Annotated in this window: 23 protein-coding genes; 6 read left to right on the top strand and 17 right to left on the bottom strand. The window is 31.1% G+C overall.

The window, feature by feature from the left end:
* Positions 1 to 267: 267 nt before the first annotated feature.
* The 9 genes from CEQ21_RS00830 to CEQ21_RS00790 all read right to left on the bottom strand — a co-directional run bounded on the left by CEQ21_RS00830 (position 268) and on the right by CEQ21_RS00790 (position 9,591).
* Positions 268 to 633 (bottom strand): hypothetical protein, encoded by a 366-nt coding sequence (locus CEQ21_RS00830; protein WP_182102364.1) that lies wholly within the window; start codon positions 631 to 633, stop codon positions 268 to 270.
* A gap of 17 nt (positions 634 to 650) precedes the next feature.
* Positions 651 to 1,409: a hypothetical protein gene (locus tag CEQ21_RS00825; protein ID WP_182102365.1), complete on the bottom strand. Its 759-nt coding sequence runs from the start codon at positions 1,407 to 1,409 to the stop codon at positions 651 to 653.
* The gene (locus tag CEQ21_RS00820; RefSeq protein WP_185762765.1) at positions 1,397 to 2,224 is read right to left on the bottom strand and encodes a hypothetical protein; all 828 of its coding nucleotides are present in this window, start codon (positions 2,222 to 2,224) and stop codon (positions 1,397 to 1,399) included. Before CEQ21_RS00820 ends, CEQ21_RS00825 begins: the two co-directional genes overlap by 13 nt.
* Positions 2,224 to 3,414, bottom strand: a complete 1,191-nt coding sequence (locus CEQ21_RS00815) for a CpaF/VirB11 family protein (RefSeq protein ID WP_185762764.1) — start codon at positions 3,412 to 3,414, stop codon at positions 2,224 to 2,226. The genes CEQ21_RS00820 and CEQ21_RS00815 overlap by 1 nt, the downstream gene beginning before the upstream one ends.
* A 26-nt stretch (positions 3,415 to 3,440) precedes the next feature.
* Positions 3,441 to 3,821 (bottom strand): hypothetical protein, encoded by a 381-nt coding sequence (locus tag CEQ21_RS00810; RefSeq protein WP_185762763.1) that lies wholly within the window; start codon positions 3,819 to 3,821, stop codon positions 3,441 to 3,443.
* A 250-nt stretch (positions 3,822 to 4,071) separates the two neighbouring features.
* Entirely contained in the window at positions 4,072 to 7,221 is a 3,150-nt protein-coding gene (locus CEQ21_RS00805; RefSeq protein WP_185762762.1) for a thioester domain-containing protein, read from the bottom strand.
* Positions 7,222 to 7,303: 82 nt separating this feature from the next.
* Positions 7,304 to 8,452: a hypothetical protein gene (locus CEQ21_RS00800; protein ID WP_185762761.1), complete on the bottom strand. Its 1,149-nt coding sequence runs from the start codon at positions 8,450 to 8,452 to the stop codon at positions 7,304 to 7,306.
* 589 nt (positions 8,453 to 9,041) lie between these two features.
* Complete coding sequence (locus tag CEQ21_RS00795) at positions 9,042 to 9,320, bottom strand: hypothetical protein (protein ID WP_182102371.1); 279 nt, start codon at positions 9,318 to 9,320, stop codon at positions 9,042 to 9,044.
* Positions 9,289 to 9,591, bottom strand: coding sequence for a helix-turn-helix transcriptional regulator (locus tag CEQ21_RS00790; RefSeq protein ID WP_185762760.1), 303 nt, complete (start codon positions 9,589 to 9,591; stop codon positions 9,289 to 9,291). Before CEQ21_RS00790 ends, CEQ21_RS00795 begins: the two co-directional genes overlap by 32 nt.
* A gap of 117 nt (positions 9,592 to 9,708) precedes the next feature.
* Here CEQ21_RS00790 and CEQ21_RS00785 point away from each other — a divergent pair, with 117 nt between their 5' ends.
* On the top strand, positions 9,709 to 10,161 hold the full coding sequence (locus tag CEQ21_RS00785; RefSeq protein ID WP_182102373.1) for a helix-turn-helix domain-containing protein: 453 nt from the start codon (positions 9,709 to 9,711) through the stop codon (positions 10,159 to 10,161).
* Between the two features lie 65 nt (positions 10,162 to 10,226).
* Here the strand turns inward: CEQ21_RS00785 and CEQ21_RS00780 are convergent, their stop codons facing one another.
* Genes CEQ21_RS00780 through CEQ21_RS00770 form a run of 3 tightly spaced genes read right to left on the bottom strand, consistent with a single transcriptional unit; the run spans position 10,227 to position 12,611 of the window.
* A complete protein-coding gene (locus CEQ21_RS00780; RefSeq protein WP_182102374.1) occupies positions 10,227 to 10,814 on the bottom strand; it encodes a response regulator transcription factor in 588 nt (195 codons plus the stop codon).
* Positions 10,807 to 12,183, bottom strand: a complete 1,377-nt coding sequence (locus tag CEQ21_RS00775; RefSeq protein ID WP_185762845.1) for a sensor histidine kinase — start codon at positions 12,181 to 12,183, stop codon at positions 10,807 to 10,809. The genes CEQ21_RS00780 and CEQ21_RS00775 overlap by 8 nt, the downstream gene beginning before the upstream one ends.
* Positions 12,180 to 12,611 (bottom strand): hypothetical protein, encoded by a 432-nt coding sequence (locus CEQ21_RS00770; RefSeq protein WP_185762844.1) that lies wholly within the window; start codon positions 12,609 to 12,611, stop codon positions 12,180 to 12,182. The genes CEQ21_RS00775 and CEQ21_RS00770 overlap by 4 nt, the downstream gene beginning before the upstream one ends.
* Positions 12,612 to 12,821: 210 nt before the next feature.
* Here CEQ21_RS00770 and CEQ21_RS00765 point away from each other — a divergent pair, with 210 nt between their 5' ends.
* Entirely contained in the window at positions 12,822 to 13,169 is a 348-nt protein-coding gene (locus tag CEQ21_RS00765) for a helix-turn-helix domain-containing protein (protein WP_182102377.1), read from the top strand.
* 497 nt (positions 13,170 to 13,666) lie between these two features.
* Here CEQ21_RS00765 and CEQ21_RS00760 read toward each other — a convergent pair whose 3' ends face one another.
* The 3 genes from CEQ21_RS00760 to CEQ21_RS00750 all read right to left on the bottom strand — a co-directional run bounded on the left by CEQ21_RS00760 (position 13,667) and on the right by CEQ21_RS00750 (position 16,538).
* Positions 13,667 to 14,863: a hypothetical protein gene (locus CEQ21_RS00760; RefSeq protein ID WP_185762843.1), complete on the bottom strand. Its 1,197-nt coding sequence runs from the start codon at positions 14,861 to 14,863 to the stop codon at positions 13,667 to 13,669.
* Positions 14,864 to 15,394: 531 nt separating this feature from the next.
* The gene (locus CEQ21_RS00755) at positions 15,395 to 15,706 is read right to left on the bottom strand and encodes a hypothetical protein (RefSeq protein WP_185762842.1); all 312 of its coding nucleotides are present in this window, start codon (positions 15,704 to 15,706) and stop codon (positions 15,395 to 15,397) included.
* A complete protein-coding gene (locus CEQ21_RS00750) occupies positions 15,699 to 16,538 on the bottom strand; it encodes a ParA family protein (protein ID WP_185762841.1) in 840 nt (279 codons plus the stop codon). The genes CEQ21_RS00755 and CEQ21_RS00750 overlap by 8 nt, the downstream gene beginning before the upstream one ends.
* A gap of 462 nt (positions 16,539 to 17,000) precedes the next feature.
* Between CEQ21_RS00750 and CEQ21_RS00745 the strand changes: the two genes are divergently transcribed.
* From CEQ21_RS00745 to CEQ21_RS00730, 4 genes are read left to right on the top strand one after another with little or no spacing between them, the layout of a single operon-like run.
* Complete coding sequence (locus tag CEQ21_RS00745; protein ID WP_182102381.1) at positions 17,001 to 18,152, top strand: ParM/StbA family protein; 1,152 nt, start codon at positions 17,001 to 17,003, stop codon at positions 18,150 to 18,152.
* Between the two features lie 55 nt (positions 18,153 to 18,207).
* Complete coding sequence (locus tag CEQ21_RS00740; protein ID WP_185762840.1) at positions 18,208 to 18,633, top strand: hypothetical protein; 426 nt, start codon at positions 18,208 to 18,210, stop codon at positions 18,631 to 18,633.
* Positions 18,634 to 18,672: 39 nt separating this feature from the next.
* Complete coding sequence (locus tag CEQ21_RS00735; RefSeq protein WP_185762839.1) at positions 18,673 to 18,837, top strand: antitoxin VbhA family protein; 165 nt, start codon at positions 18,673 to 18,675, stop codon at positions 18,835 to 18,837.
* Complete coding sequence (locus CEQ21_RS00730) at positions 18,830 to 19,480, top strand: Fic/DOC family protein (protein ID WP_185762838.1); 651 nt, start codon at positions 18,830 to 18,832, stop codon at positions 19,478 to 19,480. The genes CEQ21_RS00735 and CEQ21_RS00730 overlap by 8 nt, the downstream gene beginning before the upstream one ends.
* A gap of 520 nt (positions 19,481 to 20,000) precedes the next feature.
* Here the strand turns inward: CEQ21_RS00730 and CEQ21_RS00725 are convergent.
* Entirely contained in the window at positions 20,001 to 20,252 is a 252-nt protein-coding gene (locus tag CEQ21_RS00725) for a hypothetical protein (RefSeq protein ID WP_185762837.1), read from the bottom strand.
* Entirely contained in the window at positions 20,233 to 20,481 is a 249-nt protein-coding gene (locus CEQ21_RS00720; RefSeq protein ID WP_185762836.1) for a hypothetical protein, read from the bottom strand. The genes CEQ21_RS00725 and CEQ21_RS00720 overlap by 20 nt, the downstream gene beginning before the upstream one ends.
* Between the last annotated feature and the right edge of the window lie 222 nt (positions 20,482 to 20,703).

Raw genomic sequence — 20,703 nt, 5'->3', positions numbered from 1 at the left:
TTTAATTTTTTTATTTTTTAATTCCTTACTCCCTTAATTAGCCTCAAAACCTTTTATTTATTAATGAATTGAATCACCTCCTTAAAAGAAAAAACACTATATTTAATAGTGTTTTGGAATAAATTTATTTAAAAATAATTGCTCTATAGTTTAGTTTTGCAAATTCCTTAAATACATCAAAATAATTAAAGGAAAAATCCAAGAGTATTGCTAAAACTGCAACACCTGCTATCATCAACAGATTTCTTACACCACTTTGCAACTGAGTCACCTCACTTTACTTACGGCACTCCCTCTAGATGTAATTAGTTGATCAGGTAGATCAAAGAAAAATACTTCAATATTTCCAGTAACTATATAATTTACTTCTGAACCAAATGACTTTTTATCTGAACCTGATAAACTAGTAACCTCAAACTTGCCATCGTAAAATTTATTCGAGTACTCATTTATATTTTCAACAGCAGTTGAAGTTAATCCACCATTGCGTTCAATCTGTCCATCTATATAAGTCTTAAAGTCAGATGATTGAATATAACTTACAAAGAATATGGTTATAGCCATTAAAAACATGACAAAGGCCATTAACATAATCTGTAATGAAAATTCGCCAGCAGCGTCTTCTGCATACATTTAACCACCCATTTCTCTTAAAGATTGTTCATATTTCGGGTAAAGATATCAAAGGCAGCCCCAGCCATATAACCAATCATTGGTATAAAGTTCACCATAGTCAGTTTAGTTGGATACATAATAAATGTTCTTTCTTTATGTTTTCGAATATCTTCAATACCTCGCATCATTGCTTTTCTAGCTATATCACTTAACTCATCAATAATACTGCTATCACTTGTGTGGTTTGTGTAATTATAAAGTGATGTCATAAACGTGCGAGCTTCATCGGTTCCCCCTGCAGCTACTTCAGCAAATTGCATATATGGTTGAACCTTATTGGGACTTTCCGTTATATCAATAATCAACCGATACAGATTATTTTTAAATTCTCCATCCTCTAAGCGATCCAACAGCTTTCGAAAAGTAGTTATGATAGACTCATTTGAATCCTGTAGGTAGGTGACAATTAATCGCTGAAAAACATACCATGAAATTTGTTTTTCATATACTAGACCGTTATATTCATGTTTTTCTTTTGTGTAAGCATTTCTCCAAGAATAAACGAAAAAGATTATAGATAACAATGATAGCCAGGGACTAACTAGAAAAGCTGGAATAACTGCAGCAAGAGTAGACAAGAGCGCATTTCTCATTCTTCTCTTCTGGAACAAATAAAACTCGTATTCTCCAAACCCTGACTTTTCAACCATTTCATACAGATCTTGTTCTGCGACTAAATGCCAAAATCTTTGCATTCTTGTTTTTTCTATAGGTATTTCAGTTATTTCCTCCACATTTTCACCTCCATTACTTCATCATCTGCTAAGTTCATTTGAAGGGAATGAAAGTAAAAACATAATGCTCCTATTAGTATGGCACTACACACCCAACCGATGATATTGTGAGCGTAATAAAGTAAATAAGCATCTACTCCCCTTGCAAAGGTTAAAATGCCGACAACTACTACAGGATATAAAGTTGTTGCTTTAAATTGTCTCTTATACAAAACTTTATTCTGTATAAATATATTTCTTTGCTCTAACACATCATTATGCCATGACTTTAGTTCCTTTATCTTTTTAATATCTGTTCTTCCTTCTAACGAAGCCGTAACAAGGTTGTCCATAAATAAACCAAAAACAAAATCACTAGTATATTTTTCCTTTAATAAATTAAATGCGGACTGGACTTGTTTTGGTGTAGCATCCATTAAATCAACGATTAATTGATCCAATTCCTTTTTTAATTCACCTTTAGCGATTTCCTTAGCACACCATTTTAAAGCAGTTACGACTGTTTCATCTGGATTAGCTAACAAACTAGTCATTGTATTTATAAATCTGTTTCTCTGTATCATGGATTCTTGGTTATAGATACGCTCCACGTTAATTTTCATTAGTACTATGAACCCATAAGATACACCTACAACTCCAGCAATTAGTGCCAACCACCAATAGTAGGTAAGAACATAAACACTGAAAAAACTAACCATAAAAGGAACTACTAAAGCCGTAAAAATCTCCTTTTTCATTAAAGGATTTCCATATGCAGTACGATAAGCATTCAGCTCATCTATACTCAATACTTTGCTTTCACCAAAAAATTTCATTATTCCTCATCCCTTTTAAATCCTTCAAAGTCTGAACCCAATTCGTGAATTCTTTCAAAGAAGTCCTGGCTAAGTTCTCCATATGATATATCTAATGATCCATCTTTTTTCATTCTTTGTTTAAAAACTGTGGTAGCTGTGTGATCTCCATGAAACTCTACAATTTCCGATAAGAAACGTCGACCATTTATCTTTTTTAGATGAATGCCAAAATGAACATAACTATAGATATCATCTAAAAACATTTTATCGTCTACTTCATAACCAGATTTCGCCATACCAAGTAAACGTTTTGGGATAGCTCTGGCATCATAAGCATGAGCAGTAGTCATAAATCTATGTCCTGTCAAAATCCCTTGTAACATTTGATAAACTTCTTTTCCAAGGATTTCACCAACTATAATCCAAACGGGATGACTTCTGAGTCCAGCATATGCTATTAGCTCTTCTATACTTACTCCCTCAGTTGCTAACCAACTGAATATATCCTTGTCAGGCCATAATTCTTTTGCGTAAATATCTATGGTTGATTCAATAACTGCCATTCTTTCTTTAAAAGGGATATAACTCATTAAAAGCTTTTGAAATTCGGTTTTCCCTGAACCAGTCTCCCCAGCAATAACCATATTTGACCTTCCCTTAACAGCAGCCTTTAAGAACTCTAAAATTTCTAAAGGAGCAAAATCCTTAAAGTTCTCTTCGCTTAATGCCATATATGGTCGAGAAATACGAATTGCCATTGTAGTTCCACTAGGTGCATTTTGTTTATGAACAGCGTTTAATCGCATAAAGTCTTTACTAGTGTTAAGGATTGGATTTTTACTTGAAATTTCTTTTCCAGTAGAATTAGAAAATTTAGCTATTAATTTTATTACTTCATTTTCAGAAACAGTTTCCAATGAATACTTTTCGATACCGTTTCCTTCCACAATTAACTTTGTACCATCAAAGCCAACATCCGTGACTCTTAAATCCTCCCTTAACTCTTCAACCAATCCTAATCCTACTAGCTCCCTTACAACGGATTCCAGTTTTTCATCATCATTTAAAATAGAACCATGCTTGTTTGCAATAATTTTCTTTAGTACTTCTCTGGTTTCCAAGTCAGCAAATGCTTCTTGAAATTCCTCAGCATGATTCTCTCTAAGATCATTTTTAATCTCTAATAAGAGATCCTCAGATATAGACATTACATACCTTCCTTTCTCCTAAGCTCTTAACCATTTACAATATCTGTTACAAAAGTCGTTTGATACACCGTATCCTCATCATCTGTAACTTTTATTTTCACTGCTTTTAAATAACCATCACTGGTTTTTAAATATTCAAAGCTATAACTTTTTACATTGACTTTCACATTTGACTTTTCAAATTGATTCTTAAACTTTTCCTCAAATACTGGTTCAACTATAGCTGCTTTATCTTCAATAGCCCTTGTGCTGTTATCCAGGCTTTTAGTAAGTGCAATATTAGCAGCCTCATTTAAAACATTGGTTAAATCGTTATATCTGTAACTTTGCATGGAATAGATGCTAACTGTAACAATAGCGATGATTCCTATTAAAAATAAAATCATCCACTTGGGAGCATGTCTCATCTAAAAAAGTCCATTTTATAAGCGATTAATAGTAGAAAAACAACTACAAGAATTACACTATAGATGTTATAAAGTACTTTATCTCTCTTTACCTTCGCCAATTTAACTCTAGTCACGATTGTTAGAACCATTAACAAACCACTAGCTATTAGTACTATCCAAAAGTAATCATTTAAAATATTTATCATATTAATTTCCTCCTAATAAAAAAAGAAGTCTTTTTAATAAAAGACTTCTTTTCTTCTGAATTTTATTTTGTTATCCAATCTATATCTGATTGAGTCCAGCCAGCTGGAAGCCCTTCAGGGAATGGATCATCACCATTAACTGGTTTTAAAAGTATTGCGTCCTGATCAATCGTCTCAGAATCTATATGAACATACATATGAGCAAAAAGATTAATATTATCTTCTATTTGAAGCTTCACCTTATTTGCTCCGATTTCTGTAGACTTATAAGATACGTCATATGTTCCTAAGTCATTCCAGATTGGTGTATAGAATTTATTACCACCATCTCGAATCTCATCTGTAATGTTACTATCTTTATTAGCTACTTGCTCATCCGTGAATAGATTTCCTGTAAGTTTTTCAACATTCATATGAGGAAAGATAAACTCATTGGAACGGACAAAATCACCATTTAGCTGTTTGGAAGTTTCCTTATTGAGAAGTTCTATTTTCATATCAGATCCTTCAGTTGGATAATCAAGATAGGAATCTCTTAAACTATCAGGAGCATAGAAGGAAATTTTATTTTCATTAACCTTTGTAGCGAACTGATAATCTGTTCCCAGCTCATTGCTGTAATCAAAACTCACTTTTGTTTCTACTCCATATCCAGTTCTTACCTTTTCTAAAGGTGTAGCCTCATATTTAATAGTCTCATAAAATGATTTCATTGTTGTTTCAGGTGTCTTTTCTGTCATAACAACATAAGATTTACTACCTTCATGTGCAGACTCTCTTTTCACATCGAAGGTAACAGTACCTTCAAAGGCTGTATACCCTTTTGTCGCAAGACTCTCCTTCCCTTTAATTACATCAAAATCATTTTTATTAAACCCTTCAAGTTTAACGGTATATGTTTTATTTTCATTAACTGCTAACTTATTTTTAGGGATTTCAAACTCCAAATACTCAGGAAGTTTGGAAGCCGTGTATTTCTTATCTGTAATCTTTGTAGACCCTTGATATAAAGAAACGTTTATTGTTTTATTCGTATCATCATAGTCTTTTATTTTAGTACTATCACCTTTGTAATTTATTACTTTTGAAAGATAAACTCGAACTGGTAATCCTTCTTCTGCTTTAGCTGTATATATTTGTACTTTCTCTAAACCAGTTTTAATCAACGGTTTATCGTAATAATAGTTAATAACAATATTGTTAGTTCCCATTATTCCACTTTCCGTATCCCCATCAGTTCTGACATACCGAAGGGTATATTCACCATCTTTTATAGTGATTGGACCTTCTGAGTATTTATCCTTTTCGTGTAGATTATATGTCTTTACTTCAGCAACCTTTTCCCCTGTTCTTTCATCCAAATAATTGACTGTAACACTTCTGCGAAGCTTATAATCAAAAGTGTGCGAAGCATCATTATTATGTGGAGTTAAAATTGATACGGAATTGTTGCCAAATAAATCATAAATTCTATTACCACTTAACTCATGTGTATCTGGAGCCGTAAATTTATTTGTTGTACCTACTTTATATCTTTCCTTTATATGATTAAATACATCATTTTCAGGATACATATTTTGTTCCCAAACATTCACCCACACATAAGGATCATAATTAAGTGTAATTGTTTTGTCTTTCCTTGGCATTGTACCCGATTTAGCTGCAGAACCTCTTAATTTATAAGAAATATCCTGATAAGTTATACTTGTCCTGGCATCGAAGTTATAATCTGTACCTACTTTATAAGTACCGATCTTATCCGTCTTTCTTATGGTTTCACCTGTTTGGTAGTCCTTATATTCTGCATATAAATCCCATGCTGTAGTGTACCAAAATGTTACAGTGAAATTCTTATTTGGTACAGTTCCACTCTTTGATTTATCATCATCGAGTAAGGCATCCTGACCATCTGATTTCAAGTTATTCTTATATGACACTTTATAACTGTCACCTATTGTAACTGTTTTCTTTTCTCCTAAAATCTTTTCTCCTGTTTGTCTATCTTTATGGTCGATCCACATTGTAACTTCTTGCTTTTCAAATTGAGCTTGAATTCGGACTGTTTGAGCAGGGTCAGTATACCATTCTCCATAACCCAATGTTTGATAGCCAGAAGATTTAGGAACTGAGATTATAGATTGGAAAGCTTTCATAGAACCTCGAATATTTCCTGTATCCAGCTTTCCAGCATAATCTGAAGGTGCCTCAAAATAGAACCAATCCCCACCAGAAACTGTTACCTTCCCACCACGTTTAGAGTAGTTATCCGTCTCATTAATCAACTTAACTTCATCAGGAATAGTAAAAGTTAAAGTATTTGATTTATCTGCTTCAAATTTAGTAGTTTGGGTTTTTTGAACTCCATTAGAAAAGCTTACTGTCAGCTTTTCTCTATACATTGATACATCATCATCAGGTACAGACCCATTTTGAGATAAGTCCCACAGTTTATCGTAACCTGAGATACTTTGACCACCTGCATAATCCCCATTGTAAAGCCTAGATAAAACCAATGATGTGACCACAATACCGCGTGCTTTATCACTACCAAATATATTTTCAGGGCCATTCCAGCCATAATACAAAGCTTTCAGGATCTTAGCATTATTATAGGGAACAGGAGACTCATAAGATGCTCCAGTACCAGGAGTAGGCTTTTCGTGTTCAATACAGAAAGCTTGTACTCCATTAACTCGAAAATCACCTACAATTGAACCACCATAACTAATTTGTCCACGGTATTCAATATCTGGAGCAGACGCAGCACTTACGATTTTACCAAATATAATGCTTTTTACCGCTGTTGCTACTGTAAGTTTTTGCTTAACACCCTTTTTCATTAGATCATCAAGCTTGGCAGGTATCAGTTCGTTACCTGCACCAACATATAAAGGCTCATCTCCATACATTAACTCGCCTTTTTCGTTAACTGTAAGGTAGTCTATTTCTTTTTCAGCCTCTTTTTCACCTACAATTTCCTCCAAAGTCGGCTTTGCTATAGGCTCATCTCCTGAGACGTATTCTCTTCCAGTCAACTTTTCAGTCTCGTTTACATTCGTTTCATTAATTTCTTCAGGAGAATTTTCATCCTCTAAGGAAATCGTTTCTGCAAAAGTCACAGATAAAGGGTACTCAAGTATTTGTAAAAATAAAGTCATTAATACAAATACAGAAATTAACTTAAAGCTAGTTTTTTTAATTTTATTACCCATTAAAATAATTCACCTCAAAATCCGTTTAAAGGCATAAAAAAAGTCTAGCAACTATATATTAGTTACTAGACTTTTTTCTTTATTACCAGCCGCCCCACTCAAAAGTTCCTTTTTCATAAGTCGATGAACCTTGTTCTGCAGTTTTACCATTACCAGTAGGATCAATTGTTCCTTCCCCTGTCTTCTCAACATTTGAAACTTTTCCAGTGTTATTAGAAGAAGTAGAACCACTAGACTTACTAGAAGAACTAGATTTATTTGTAGAACTGCTATTTGACTTGCTAGTACTACTTGAACCATTTGACTTATTTGAAGTCGCTGAATTGTTTGAGGTAGCAGTTGTTTTATTGCTTGATCCAGTTGAAGAACTACCACCACTTGTCGAACCAGTAGAACTACTATATGTAGCACTTGAGCTTGGATTACTTGCCCCACCTGAGCTTGAGCTATTTGAGCTTGAGCTTGAGTTAGAAACTGAACTTGCACTTGAGCTTGAGCTTACACTAGTTGTAGAAGAAGTATTGTTAGAAGAAACTGCAGAAGTTTCTTTAGCAGCAATTGCCTCAGCTTCTTTTCGTTTAGCTTCTTTTCGTTTAGCTTCTTCTGCTTTAGCAACTAGCTTTTCATTTACAGTCTTCAATTGTTTAGTAAGCTCACTTTGCTTTTCATCATTCTTCACTTTTGCAACAAGTTTGGATGCAGAATCATAATCCTTTTCCTTCAATGTCTTTTCTGCTTCTTTCACTTTTTTAGATGCCTCATTAATTGTAGCTAATTGCTTACTAGCCTCATCTAATTGCTTTGTTAATGAACTATAAATTGCTTCATTCCAATCTTTAACCAAGCTTACCTTCTCAGAAACTGTTTTAACTTGTTTTTCAGAAGCTTTCTCAACAACCACTCCATTCTTTAGGATGCTGGAAACTTCTGATTGAATATTGGATATCTCTTCGGCATTACTAATCTCTTTTGATAGAAGGGATTTTTCATCTGAATCTCCTACCTTCTTAACCGCAGCCTCAGCAGCTTTCAACTTACTTTCAAGGCCAGAAGCTAAAGCTGTTCTATCGCTGTTATAAAGAGCTTTTACAGCCTTCTCAGCCTTCTCGACTGTATGAATTCTTTGTTGCTCTAGTTGAGCAGCTTCAACTTTCTCATTATAAGCATAAGCACCTGTTCCTACGGCAAGTAATGAAATTGTTATTGCAGTTGCGAGTACCTTTTTTTTCATTATTTACCAACACCTCCTCAATTTTATTATCGTTCTTTATTAACAACTGTTAAGGATTAATTAAAGGAAAATCTAATTTGTTTCATACGTTATCATGTTTACAATTCATTTTTACTATATCGGAGGTCGCATAATAGCAACCTCCGTTAATTTTATAAAAACGCTATTGCGAGTATATTCATATTCATTCGAGAACAAGGGTTTATTACTTTATATCGTCCTACCGATAGCAATAAACAATCTTCTCCCCATTTTTGTTGGTTTTTGGCTTGTTCCAACAACCTTACCAATAGTTAATATTACTGGACGTTTTATTAGGTTTTGGCTTGTCCTAACAACCTTACGATTAAACATCGACGTGTTTTTTGCTGGATTTTGGCATGTTCCAACAACCTTACGATTAATAGTGTTTAATATTAACCGATGCAGTCAATTTGTGGATTTTTAGCAGTTCCCCCACTAACTCAAGTAAGTCGTATAGTACTCGAATATGACCATTTCCATCGAGACCACGCATATTTTATTTTCAAGGATCATTGGTGCAAATAAATAAATTGCACACATCATAACGTATTTTTAACAGTTTGTATTAAATAACTTTTGCTTTTGCTCTTGCTTTTGTTGAATTAAAGTATAATTCTTTTCTTCTATTTGTACGTTTAGCTATAATATTTCCACTAATGTTTCTTACAGTTCTTATGTCATAATAGATATCTTCAAGCCTTTTAATTTCATCCGTTTCCATATTTTTAACCATTAAGTTTGACTTTAATATGTAAACTTCTTTGCCAAAAGTTCGAACAGTTACCCGATTGACATAAGGTAAAAAATGAAATCTACACATTTTCACTAATACTACCTTGTTCACCGAACACATCACCTTTCATACAATTTTCTTGATAGTCTAAATTAACTTCCTCTTGTACAAAAATTTCTTCAACTTTAATATTTAAAGCCCTAGAAAGTTTCATAACAATAGAATGACTAGGATTTTTTCGGTTTCCTGTTTCAATATGAGAAATTGTAGGTTGTGGCACACCCGACACTTCAGATAATTTAAATTGGGTCCAGCCTTTTCCTAGTCTTAGATCCCTTAATCTACTAATGGTATTCACCTCCTTATGTATATAATATTCCATTTGTAATATTTATGTCAATAATAAAATTATTTCATTTGGAATATTTCGTTGAACAAATTATAATCACATATTTTTTTTGATATTATTATCATAATTAGGTATTTGTGAGGGACGTATATGAATGAATTTAACGAAGAATTAGGGAGAAATATATATAATTTTAGAAAAGCTATTAATATGTCTTCAACAATGCTTGCAGAACTGTCTGAAACATCCCAAAGTAATATTAGTAAAATAGAAAATGGATTAACAACAGTAAATATACAACTATTAATAAAGATATGTGAGGCTATGGGAATTACTCTTTATGATGTACTTCCAAATACCCCACCCCCAAAATCTTTAGAAATCAATTCTGTTGATCCTAAAAAGACACAGCTATTCAATCTAATTGAACGCATGTCAGAGAGTGAAATAGAACTCATTTTTACTTTTGTATTAACTTTTCTCAAAATAGATATAGCTCCAGCATTAAATAATATTTATTCTCTCGCAAAAAAATTCGAAACCCTTAGTGATAAAGAACGCGAATACATAATTACTTTCTTTAATTCCATTACGAATAAGTGATTATAGTAAAATCTTACTAGATATAGTTCTTTTTGGGGAGGGTTAAAATATTACCCCCCCTTTTTTCATGAGACAGAATCATTAAGTTTCTTCTTAATAATTTGTAATTGCTTCTTAATTGTTTCTGTGGATTTAACTAATTTTTGCGCTATTTGACTACGTGTAAATCCTTTTATTTTCAGCCTATAGACTTCACTTTCTATTGGCGTTAGCACTCTTGTTTTACGCTCTAGCTTTAATTCATTCATAATGACATTAAATATATCTGGTCTTATATTCACTTTATTTAAATGGGCTTCTCTAATTACGTTAGGAATCTCTTTATAGGAACTTTTACTTATAAAATTAATCGCTCCATTATCAAAAGCCTTCAAAATTACAGCTGGATCTTCCCATGAAGTTAGCATGATAACTTTATCTATTCCTTTTTCCTTCAAATGCTTAACTACTTCTAAACCACTAAAATCTTCTTTTTTAGATAAAGAAATATCTAAAAGAGCAACATCTATATTAGAGCAATCTATATTTAAAGCTTCTTCTTTAGAGTATGCTTTTTTATTAACAGTTAAGTCTTCTTCAGCCTCGATATAATTCGCTATACCCTTCATCCAAACAGGATCATCTTCTACTAACATTAATTGTATTTTATCCATAAGTTATTTCCCCTGATAATTTATTTATTGAATTCTTTTTAGGCCATATTTTTAAAATTCTCTTTTTAGGTAGTAATAATTTTATGGTTGTACCTAAATTAAGTTGGCTTTCTATCTCTATATCTCCCCCATGTTTAGCCAGGACGTTATAGCAATAGGTTAAACCAAGACCATAGTTTCCCACTTCTTTTTTTGTACTGTAGAAAGGTTCTATTATCTTAGTAAGATTCTCTTTCTCGATTCCTTTGCCATCATCTGAAAATTCAATACAGAGATTTTTTTTATATTGATAAACTTTTATTAACATTGTTCCATTCTTATTCATAGCTTCAATGGCATTTTTCATGATATTTAAACATGTTTCTTCAAGATGAATAAAATCACCATAAACTTCAAAATCAGCTTCCAGATTTTTTATCACTTTCACGCAAAAAAGATGAGGTTTCATTAAATCTATAGATGATTGAATTAAATGGCTTATTAGGAACTTAGATTCTTTAAGTTGCATTATGTCTAGCTTTCCTTGTATTCGGCTAGTTAACTCCATCATATGATTTGTGGACTTTAATATTAGATCAACGTTTTCTATAGCATCCTTTGAAACATTTTCTTTTAATTCATTTGTTAATAAATCAATCTTACCTATTTCATTTTTGATTGTATGATTTAGTAAGGTTGTTCCTGAGGTTACAGCTTGCATAGTGGAACTTAACCTTTGTTTTTCAAACTTTATTTTCACTCCTAAAAAACCGTACCTGCTGCCAAAATAAATAAAAAATAGAAACTCAGTAATCATAATCAAAGGATTTAGCTGCCACCCCCCCCTAACACCAAATGCTGGAAGAATTACATTAGTAAGCATTACAAAAATAAATAAAGGAATAACAATAATACATGTAATAATTTTATGATTTTTAATGGTTTTCCTTTTCTCTCTAAAGGCAGCGAATGTTAATAGGACGCAAGTTATTAATATATAAGGAATAATCCAAATTGCAATAAGTGGAAAGTTCGTCTCGAATACTGGATATAAAGAAAATGAAAATATTGGAGTATATGCAAGTATAGTTGGTATAACTAATATGATTTTCGAAACAAATTTCATTTTCTTACTTTTAATCGCATCCGAATATAACAATCCGAATATCAAAATGATATAAGGTGTCCAAAAGTGACCGATAGATGTTGAAATACTATCCATTATGATTAACCATTCTGGACGATCTGCTCCCTTTCCTAGAACAATCCCTAAGCCTCCAAATCCTTCACAAAATCCTATATAGCTCCCCCACCTTGTTTTATCCTGTTTTATATTTACAAGCAATAAGATGAAGGCCATAAGCCAGGATAATAAAACAAAGGAAATCATCTCATTACACCACTTAGCTTACGCTGATCAGGTTTTTCTTTAGTTTCATTATTCTTGTTGTTAGTGGGATTATTCCATATAGAATACGTTTGTATTTTTTTGCTTGAATCATTTATAAAGGCAGCACTGTAATAGTTGAGATTGTTTAGGACCCAAATATCAATGTAAATAAACTGTTTCAAGGCTAGTGAATCCTTAGCAGTGGTAATTGGATTAGTTTGTATAAAATTCTTTACAGAACTTAAATAGGAGTGAGCTGGAGTCTTTTTTCTGTGATAAGAAAGTGGAAGTGTAAACATATGTTGTCCTATAACCAATATTCGATCATGATAAATCTCGGCTAACTTCGAGTAAGAATTTATTTGTTTTTCGATAGTTAGTACTTGATTTACTTTTATAGCTTCGTAACTCTTTTTATTTGAAAACATGGTGTATCCTCCTTTATGAAATTACCGAATAATCATTACTAAAATAACTCAATTATAGGAATAATTACCCGTGTATATTATACCATCAGAAATAAGAATATCTATTCCTTTTTTATAGATAAATGCTTATATTAAGCTCATATTTAAATAAAAATGTAGATGTTATAAGCATCATGTAAAAAAAAACTGTAAAAATTATATACTAGTTTTATGAAAACATTAGGCGATCGTTTAAGAGAATTAAGAAAAGGAAGACGTTTAACGCAGACCGAACTTGCTAGCCAGCTGCATCTAACAAGGCACCAAATCAGTACATATGAAAATGATCAAGTATTGCCAAGTTTAGAAGTAATAATTAACTACTGTAAGTTTTTTAATGCTAGGGTGGATTTCTTATTAGATATAGATAATGATTTTGAACATGCTGATTTAGAGCAGCAGGTTATTAACCAGATTATAAAATCGTCTAATAGGTTATCTTCAAGTCAAAGGAAAAACTATTTGAATCAGGTTAGGTTATACGCTATTTTTTTGGAGAGACATAAAGAAAATTTATAACAAGTAAGATATATATTTATATTTATTTGTAAACACAAACGTTTAAGGAACAATAATATATAAAGAATCAATAATAATAAGAAATTCAATTAATAATAAAAAAAACAAATAAATATAAGGGGAAAATAATAAAAGGCTGAAACCTATATACACCAAGGGTTTCAGCCTTTTATTATTTCTATTAAAATACTATATTCACAGTTCACACATAATTTGAAATACAATATTCAGTTCACACATATTCTGAAATACAATACTCTAAATTTCAGATAACTAGAAATACAGTTAATGAATTTTAGATGTTTTGAAATACAGTTTAAATTCACTATACTTTCCCCTTGTTTTATACAATTGCCTTAATACCTGGTTATTGAAACCTGTATTCTTATATTCTATTAAAGGAAAATATAAATGATTCTTATTAAATTGCATGACAAAAAGCCCTCCCTATTTGAAAATTTTGAAAAGGCTACAGGTAGTTATTCGATTTTTTAAAATTACTTATTAGTGTTCTGTGGTGTTAAAAAGTCAGGGTAGGTACCATATGTTTTATTGTAAGCATGGCCTATCTCAATAACGTCAGACTCGTCCATATATTTTTCTTTAAAATTGAACAATGCTTTTGTAAATTGACTGTTTGCAAATCTACCAATAGATTTAATAGATTTTAATTGCCCTTTAATATGTAGTTCCTCCAGCGTGTCTGCAACTGACGAAATAGTGAAGCCTAACATATCTTTAGATAAGTTAACAACTTCAAAATGAACAGAATAGTTGACCATTCTACTTATAGATTTTTCTATGTCTATTTTATCTCTGAATTTCAAAGGAATTTTAGCGTTTTTAATTCTAGCTGACATTTCCTTTTTCCAAGTAGCAAATGTCTTCCTTTGACTTTTTTCATCAATTTTCTTATAACATGCGCTGTTTAGAGTGAAATTGAACTTTTCTATACACACTTGTACAAATTCTCTTCTTCTGTTCATACGATCTTTAGATGGAGTTTTAAGCGTTTTATCTACTGGAATAAAAGAAAATACATTATTGATTATAGATAAGAAATTCCTTACTCTTTTTGCTGTTGTGTTTAAAGTCTTTTTTAGATAAGACATAGTTCTATCACCTTTAACAAGCTCTACATCTTCAACCAATCTACGGTTAGTCCCAATTTGCCTTTGGAAAAATTCACACAACTTAAGTAAAAGGATTGGTCCTTTGTGATAACGTTGTTTTATTAGTTGACCGAAAACTTTCTCCTTGAATAGGGCTAATGGGATATGGAAATATGTTGATTTCTCAGGATTTTTACTAGCGATTAACTGATTATACTTAGCAAAATCAACAATTTCATAATGTATCCCAAATTCTGTATATACTTCTTGGATATATTTTCTTTCTATCAATCTATCAAAAGCCTTCTTTACTGTTTCATATGTAAGAGAATGCTCAGAAGCAATGTTAGAGATACAAAGAAGTTTACGATCACTTACATTTGGATCTTTTGTAAAAGAACGGATTTCTCCCATTTCATCAGTATATAGGTGAAGTATCATGTACAAAGAGATTTCAGATGTTGTTATTGGATGGTCTGTCACCTGTGAATCCAATTCAATTTTTTCTAAGTGTTTCTTGAAAAATTTAATGCCTTCGATGGTGAAGTTTTGAGGTTTAACTGGTTGTGTTAACACTGACATTTTCTTTGCTCCTTTTAGTACAACAAAAAAGACGATGTTCCCTTATGTATAAAAGGAAAACATCGTCTTTTTATGTCAGAAAATGGCACACAAAATAGACTGAAAAACGGGAAATAGCTTTGACTTTCTTCTTATATTCAGTTAAAATACTGATATATAAGTTTTAAAAAAATGATGTCAAAAACGACTTCCTGTCAGTGTTTTCCCTAGTGGTATTAGGGGAAACCGTCTAAGAGTGTGGGGACACTACTTAGATGGCGGGGGTCTTTTTTATTGTCGTTCGATTTATTTGTGATTAGTATAGCAATAATAACCAGCCGTTGCAATATGCGAACTTAGGCTAGAAGTGTATATACACCGCAGTTTATGGGTGTATTTTTTAGTATATATGTATGCATGTATGCGTGTATACTTATATAAAACCCTTGCATGTATTGATATAGCAAGGGTTTTATATATCTATTTTACATACATGTATGCAAGTATGCAAGTATGCATGTATATGTTTGTGGTTGAAATTTATTTAAAAATTTATTTTTTTTTGGAATAAATTTTTAAAAGAGTGTCGTAATCTTTCTTTTTATCTTTGGACAAAGTAGTTTCATGTTGAGTTAACACTACATCTAAAACTTGATCAATGGAGTCCTTTTCTAATAACGACATAAGGGCTTTTAATTTATCTCTATTCTTTGTCGTTAATCTTATTGAAGTAGTCTTTTCTTTTATAATTTCATCTTTTTTATTTTGCTCAGGAACAAATATGTTATTAGGGTTGAAAGTCCCCTTTGGAGGCTGATTTTCAATTCTATCTATCTTTTTATTTTTATTAAGTAAATCAGACATATAATTCTGTCTCCTTCTCAATTCGTTTTAAAAATTCTTCGGTCACTTCTTCATACAATTCTATAATTCTCTTATCATGAATATCTGCTTTTATATCTTTATCTGGATCAACAATACCTATCATGTCGTACCTTTTTAGTCTCTCCATATTTTTAACTATTGTTTTAAATATATTTTTTTCTCCAAACTTCTCTTTAGCATTTTCCAGAGTATTCATATCTACAGCAGCATTGTTCTTTAAAAGTACTGGAAGAATTCCTAATATATCAAATTGAGCATTATAATTATCAATTAATTCCTGTAGGTATTTTATATAAGATTCAGCTCCAACCAAGGACCTCTCCTGTGTTTGTAAAACAATCACAGTATAATCACTAGCCATTAGAGCTGTATCCGTATATATAGATAGTGTTGGTGGAACATCAATTAAAATGAAGTCAAATTCTTGCTTAAGTGGTTCTAATAGATAAGCTATTGATTTCGTTCTATCTACCAGGCTATCAGGGTGCTTTTTCTCTAAGAACAAGGGTAATGTTGAATAATCAGCATAACTAGGCAATAAATAAAGGTTATCTGTAATTTCGGTAATTACCTGTTGTAGATTTTCTTCTGCTACAGCTGCCATAAGTGTCTTGTCGATTTCTACTTTTGATTCAGGATTTAATCTAGCTTTTGTTTTTAGATATAGATCAGTTGCGTTTGCCTGAGGATCTTGATCAAGTACAAGAACTCGATAGCCTTTTTTCGCTAAAATATAACCAATCATAGTACAGTTAGTAGTTTTTCCAGTTCCACCTTTGAAATTAGCAAAGGTAATGGTTTTCGCTCGCATATATATCCTCCTTTTATGTAATTTCTATATTTGAATACATATATACAATTATACGAACATGCATGCATACAAGTATGCGTTCTTTCCTATTAGTATACTTTTATCAAACCTATCTTGTAAACATAGATTGATAAAAGGTAACAAAGTTCTACAATTTTCATTTTGAAATCTTCCCTTTAATGTTTTTATATATAGAAAATATATTGTATTTATATTAAAAGAATATATTAGTTATATAATTTGATATTGTATATTGTATTTATATAGCTAGTCCTTAATTAAAAGAATATAACTGTTATATAAAAAATATATAAAAAGAACTTAGATAAATAGTTTGTCGAATTTTTATATATTTTGTATTAAAAAATTATATAAAAAGTATATAAAAATTATTTACTTTTTAATAAAAATAGGTTATTATATATATAAGGTTAATAAAACAATATATGAGGTGAACGGAATATGAAATTGATCGTTGGTAAGGATATAGGGAATGCTAAAACTGAAATTACATATGAAGTAAAAGGAAAAGAGACTTCTGTAAGACAGCCTTCAGTTATCTCTTATTTACCTAGAACACCAGAATCAAATGATCAGCCTGTTAATCAAATAATGGACAACCTATTAGACAATCTTGTTGTTAATATTTCTTCTCCATCAATAAAAAGAAATGGAGATTACTATGTAGGTAAGAAAGCAATGCAACACGATGGAATCAAAACAAACATGATGATTAGCTTAGGTGGTAAGTCTACACATGATCTACCAATTATTACTTCATTAGCTTTAATTGCAGCTATTGGAGTAAAAGAAGAATATGAGAAAAATGGAGAGTTACCAGAAAGCTTATCTATGGAAATACAATCAGCAACAGCTATTCCTTCGTCTGAATACACTCGACAAAATGCTAAAATTTTGGAAGATAGATTTAAAAATAAACATATAGTTACTTTATACATCGGTGATAGCCAGGTGTTAGTTTCTATAAAATTCACTGACTGTAAAGTTACTGAAGAAGGAAAAACATCTATGTTAGCCTTTTTAAATAGTGATGAAGATATATTGAAAGATTATAATGAAACCTACAAAGAAAATAAAAAGCCATCTGACTTTACAAAGGCTAAATCTCTTCATACAGATATAGGAGACGGAACCTCTGAATTAACTGTTATTGAAGGAGTTAATCCAGTACAAGGATTAAGTAAGGGGAAAAGACTTGGAGTAGGTCATGCGTCGGATTTAGCAATTAGACTTTTGCGAGAGCAAATAAATATTAGCGACAAATTCACAAGACAGCAGCTGCAAGATTGGCTTGAACGTGATAACGAAAAGGGTGAGATTGCAAGAGATTTGATGAAAGAAGCAACATATGGACAAGCTCAATCTCTTCTAGAAGAAATACAATTAGCTTATCAAGAGTTAGCGTCATCGGATGTTGATTATGCATTTGTTCATGGTGGTGGAAGCGTAACATTTAAAGATGATTTACGTGAAGAATTAATGAGTTTTGCTGAAAGTAACCATTTTAGAGTAGTGTGGATTCCTAAAGAATTTGCAACGAATATGAACTCTCGTGGAACTTTCTACTTAGCAAAAGCTTTATATACTAAATAAAACTAAAAGGGGTCATCCTGGCCCCTTCTTATTAGTTTTTAGGAGTGTGGTTTTTATGTCTAACAATAATGAAGAAATAAAATTAAAAGAAACTTTTCTAATAAATATAAAATCTAGAAATGATGAGAAGAAATTAAAATTTAGTAAATGGCTCCAGGCACAAAGTAACCCACAAAATAGTTTTTTATCATTAATTGAACATTGTATAGATCGTTTTGGTTATGAAGATGTAACTGATCATGAAATCGCAAAAAAGTTACATACAGAAATACTTTACTTCAATAATCAGAAGATATCTGAGGTAACAGAAAAGTCAGAGCAGGTAATTAAATCACTAAATGAAACAAAAGCTAATCATATTGAAGAAGAATTGAAAACTAATAATTTTGTTACTGAATCTAAAAATAATGGTGTTGCTAATAAAGAAGAATCAACAGAAAATAAAAATGAAAAACCTGAAATAGACTTAACTTCATTTTGAAAATATTATCTAAACTAACTTTAAAGGAGTACATCTTTAATGAAAAATAATAATGTGAACGGCATTGAATCAGTAAAAGCATCATTAGGCATGGAAGGGTTAAAGTTATCCAAAGAACAAGAACAACTAATTATCGATAGTGTGGAAGGAAGAATTTCTGAAGAAGAATTTAACAAACGAGCAAGGGAATTAGCTAATGGCTAATTATAAAAGTCAATCAATTCATGAATACGAAGGTACAAATGTATTAATAAATAAATTTAATGAGAGAGATCCAGAAAAATTAAATCAATTAGATGCACTATATACTGGTAGAAGAATGTTGCAGCTGCAAAACAAACCAATGTATGGTGCATTTGGTTTGAAACATCTACAAAAAATACATAAATTTATTTTTCAAGATATATATCCTTTTGCTGGAGAACTTCGCCAAGAACAAATTGAAAAGGGAACTACACCTTTCGCCCATCCATTGCACCTTGATGAGAATGCAAGAAGTTTATTTAAGGATTTAAAAAATGAAAAGTTTCTAAAAGGTTTAGATAAAGAAAAGTTTAGTGAAAGAGCTTCTCATTATTTAACTGAAATAAATATACTGCATCCATTTCGTGAAGGAAATGGTAGAACACAACGTGAATTTTTAAGAACTTTAGGATTGAAAAATGGATTTGAAATAGATTGGTCACGTATGGATGGGAATGAGATGCTGCAAGCCTCAATAAAGTCTGTCTTTCGTGATAATCAATTTGTTGATATTTTTAAACAAGTCATTGTTAATGATGAACCTAATTTGGATTTGATAAAGGAATTTAATTCTTTATCCAAAAAGAATGAATTAGAATTATAAAATTCAATGGAATAAAAGAACTAATTTATAGTTTTATTCAATTAATAATCAAGTAGGAGTTATTATGTTTATTATTACTATGTTGATGGCTTTTTTTGTTTTTTCTATATTTGTTTTAATTTTCACCTTTATTATGTGTTGGCGATCCAGAGAAGTATTCCCAGTTGATATACTTAGATTTAAAGGAGCGTTAATAATGTTAGTTTCAACAGGGATATTATTAATACTCAAAGAGAAAGTAATTAACATTTATAATACGGTTAGTACATATATTTCAAATTTAAATACATTATTATTAATTATTTTAATTCTTGTTATTATAATTGGAATTGTGAAAGTAAGGTATAAAGATAATTAAATAAAATGATGTTAAAAATACTACTTTATTTGTTTTTTGTTATAAGTAGAGTAATCCATATGAAATAAAAAATAAATATCTTCGACCTTAATTTGTAAAACCAACTGCTGAAGAATTTTAAAGTGAAAGTATAAGAAATTATAAGAGAAGAAATGAATAATATCATTTCTTCTCTTTTTTGTGTTTTTCTAACTTGTTCGATTTTACATATAAAGAAAACTGAGAAAAAATTTCTTCAATATAGTGAAGATCATTCTCGAATAGATCAAAGTATTTTTCTGAGAGTGCCCCAATCTGAATTAATCTTCTGGTACGTTTCTTTCTGTTTTCTTTACTTAAAGAATGTTCAAATATTTTCTTTTCTCTTTCTAACTTTTTAATTTGAGCATCTATTTTATTGAGCTGGTTGTCCATTATTTACATCACTCGCAGATTCACTTGGTAATGAATCTTTTGTTAGTAATTCAAGAGTATCCATAAAGGAATATATCTCATCAAGTGATTTGTTTTCTAGATTGAATTTCTCAAGAAACTTTTTTCCAGTACTTCTCTCTAGTTTGGTGATTTCTCTTTTCTTTTTGTCTTGTAGCTTCTTAATCTGTTCGTCAATTGAAAGTATTTTTGATTGTGTATTTTGCGACATTTTAAATCCCCTTAAAGTATTTTCTATAATCTTATCAAATTTCCTTTTATGCTTCAAATACTATCGAAAATATTTAAGGTATTTATTGAGAGTGTGACTACATAGTGGTAGAATATATCCATAACGAAGTGACAAATGGCGCACTTATACACTCTACCGAGTGTGTGCTAAAATCTGTGAGAACTAGGTTCTCTCAAGATTTCCGTCAGGCGTGTTTGTTAA

Source organism: Niallia circulans (assembly GCF_007273535.1).
Lineage (GTDB): Bacteria > Bacillota > Bacilli > Bacillales > Cytobacillaceae > Niallia > Niallia circulans_B.
Note: the sequence above shows the minus strand (reverse complement) of the source record. Positions and strands in the feature narration are given on the sequence as shown.

Excerpts from the sequence above, each read along its gene's own strand:
- CEQ21_RS00830 (WP_182102364.1), bottom strand. The coding sequence starts at position 633 with ATGTATGCAGAAGACGCTGCTGGCGAATTTTCATTACAGATTATGTTA.
- CEQ21_RS00820 (WP_185762765.1), bottom strand. The coding sequence starts at position 2,224 with ATGAAATTTTTTGGTGAAAGCAAAGTATTGAGTATAGATGAGCTGAAT.
- CEQ21_RS00815 (WP_185762764.1), bottom strand. The coding sequence starts at position 3,414 with ATGTCTATATCTGAGGATCTCTTATTAGAGATTAAAAATGATCTTAGA.
- CEQ21_RS00810 (WP_185762763.1), bottom strand. The coding sequence starts at position 3,821 with ATGAGACATGCTCCCAAGTGGATGATTTTATTTTTAATAGGAATCATC.
- CEQ21_RS00805 (WP_185762762.1), bottom strand. The coding sequence starts at position 7,221 with ATGGGTAATAAAATTAAAAAAACTAGCTTTAAGTTAATTTCTGTATTT.
- CEQ21_RS00800 (WP_185762761.1), bottom strand. The coding sequence starts at position 8,452 with ATGAAAAAAAAGGTACTCGCAACTGCAATAACAATTTCATTACTTGCC.
- CEQ21_RS00790 (WP_185762760.1), bottom strand. The coding sequence starts at position 9,591 with ATGGAATATTATATACATAAGGAGGTGAATACCATTAGTAGATTAAGG.
- CEQ21_RS00785 (WP_182102373.1), top strand. The coding sequence starts at position 9,709 with ATGAATGAATTTAACGAAGAATTAGGGAGAAATATATATAATTTTAGA.
- CEQ21_RS00780 (WP_182102374.1), bottom strand. The coding sequence starts at position 10,814 with ATGGATAAAATACAATTAATGTTAGTAGAAGATGATCCTGTTTGGATG.
- CEQ21_RS00775 (WP_185762845.1), bottom strand. The coding sequence starts at position 12,183 with ATGATTTCCTTTGTTTTATTATCCTGGCTTATGGCCTTCATCTTATTG.
- CEQ21_RS00770 (WP_185762844.1), bottom strand. The coding sequence starts at position 12,611 with ATGTTTTCAAATAAAAAGAGTTACGAAGCTATAAAAGTAAATCAAGTA.
- CEQ21_RS00765 (WP_182102377.1), top strand. The coding sequence starts at position 12,822 with ATGAAAACATTAGGCGATCGTTTAAGAGAATTAAGAAAAGGAAGACGT.
- CEQ21_RS00760 (WP_185762843.1), bottom strand. The coding sequence starts at position 14,863 with ATGTCAGTGTTAACACAACCAGTTAAACCTCAAAACTTCACCATCGAA.
- CEQ21_RS00755 (WP_185762842.1), bottom strand. The coding sequence starts at position 15,706 with ATGTCTGATTTACTTAATAAAAATAAAAAGATAGATAGAATTGAAAAT.
- CEQ21_RS00750 (WP_185762841.1), bottom strand. The coding sequence starts at position 16,538 with ATGCGAGCGAAAACCATTACCTTTGCTAATTTCAAAGGTGGAACTGGA.
- CEQ21_RS00745 (WP_182102381.1), top strand. The coding sequence starts at position 17,001 with ATGAAATTGATCGTTGGTAAGGATATAGGGAATGCTAAAACTGAAATT.
- CEQ21_RS00740 (WP_185762840.1), top strand. The coding sequence starts at position 18,208 with ATGTCTAACAATAATGAAGAAATAAAATTAAAAGAAACTTTTCTAATA.
- CEQ21_RS00735 (WP_185762839.1), top strand. The coding sequence starts at position 18,673 with ATGAAAAATAATAATGTGAACGGCATTGAATCAGTAAAAGCATCATTA.
- CEQ21_RS00730 (WP_185762838.1), top strand. The coding sequence starts at position 18,830 with ATGGCTAATTATAAAAGTCAATCAATTCATGAATACGAAGGTACAAAT.
- CEQ21_RS00725 (WP_185762837.1), bottom strand. The coding sequence starts at position 20,252 with ATGGACAACCAGCTCAATAAAATAGATGCTCAAATTAAAAAGTTAGAA.
- CEQ21_RS00720 (WP_185762836.1), bottom strand. The coding sequence starts at position 20,481 with ATGTCGCAAAATACACAATCAAAAATACTTTCAATTGACGAACAGATT.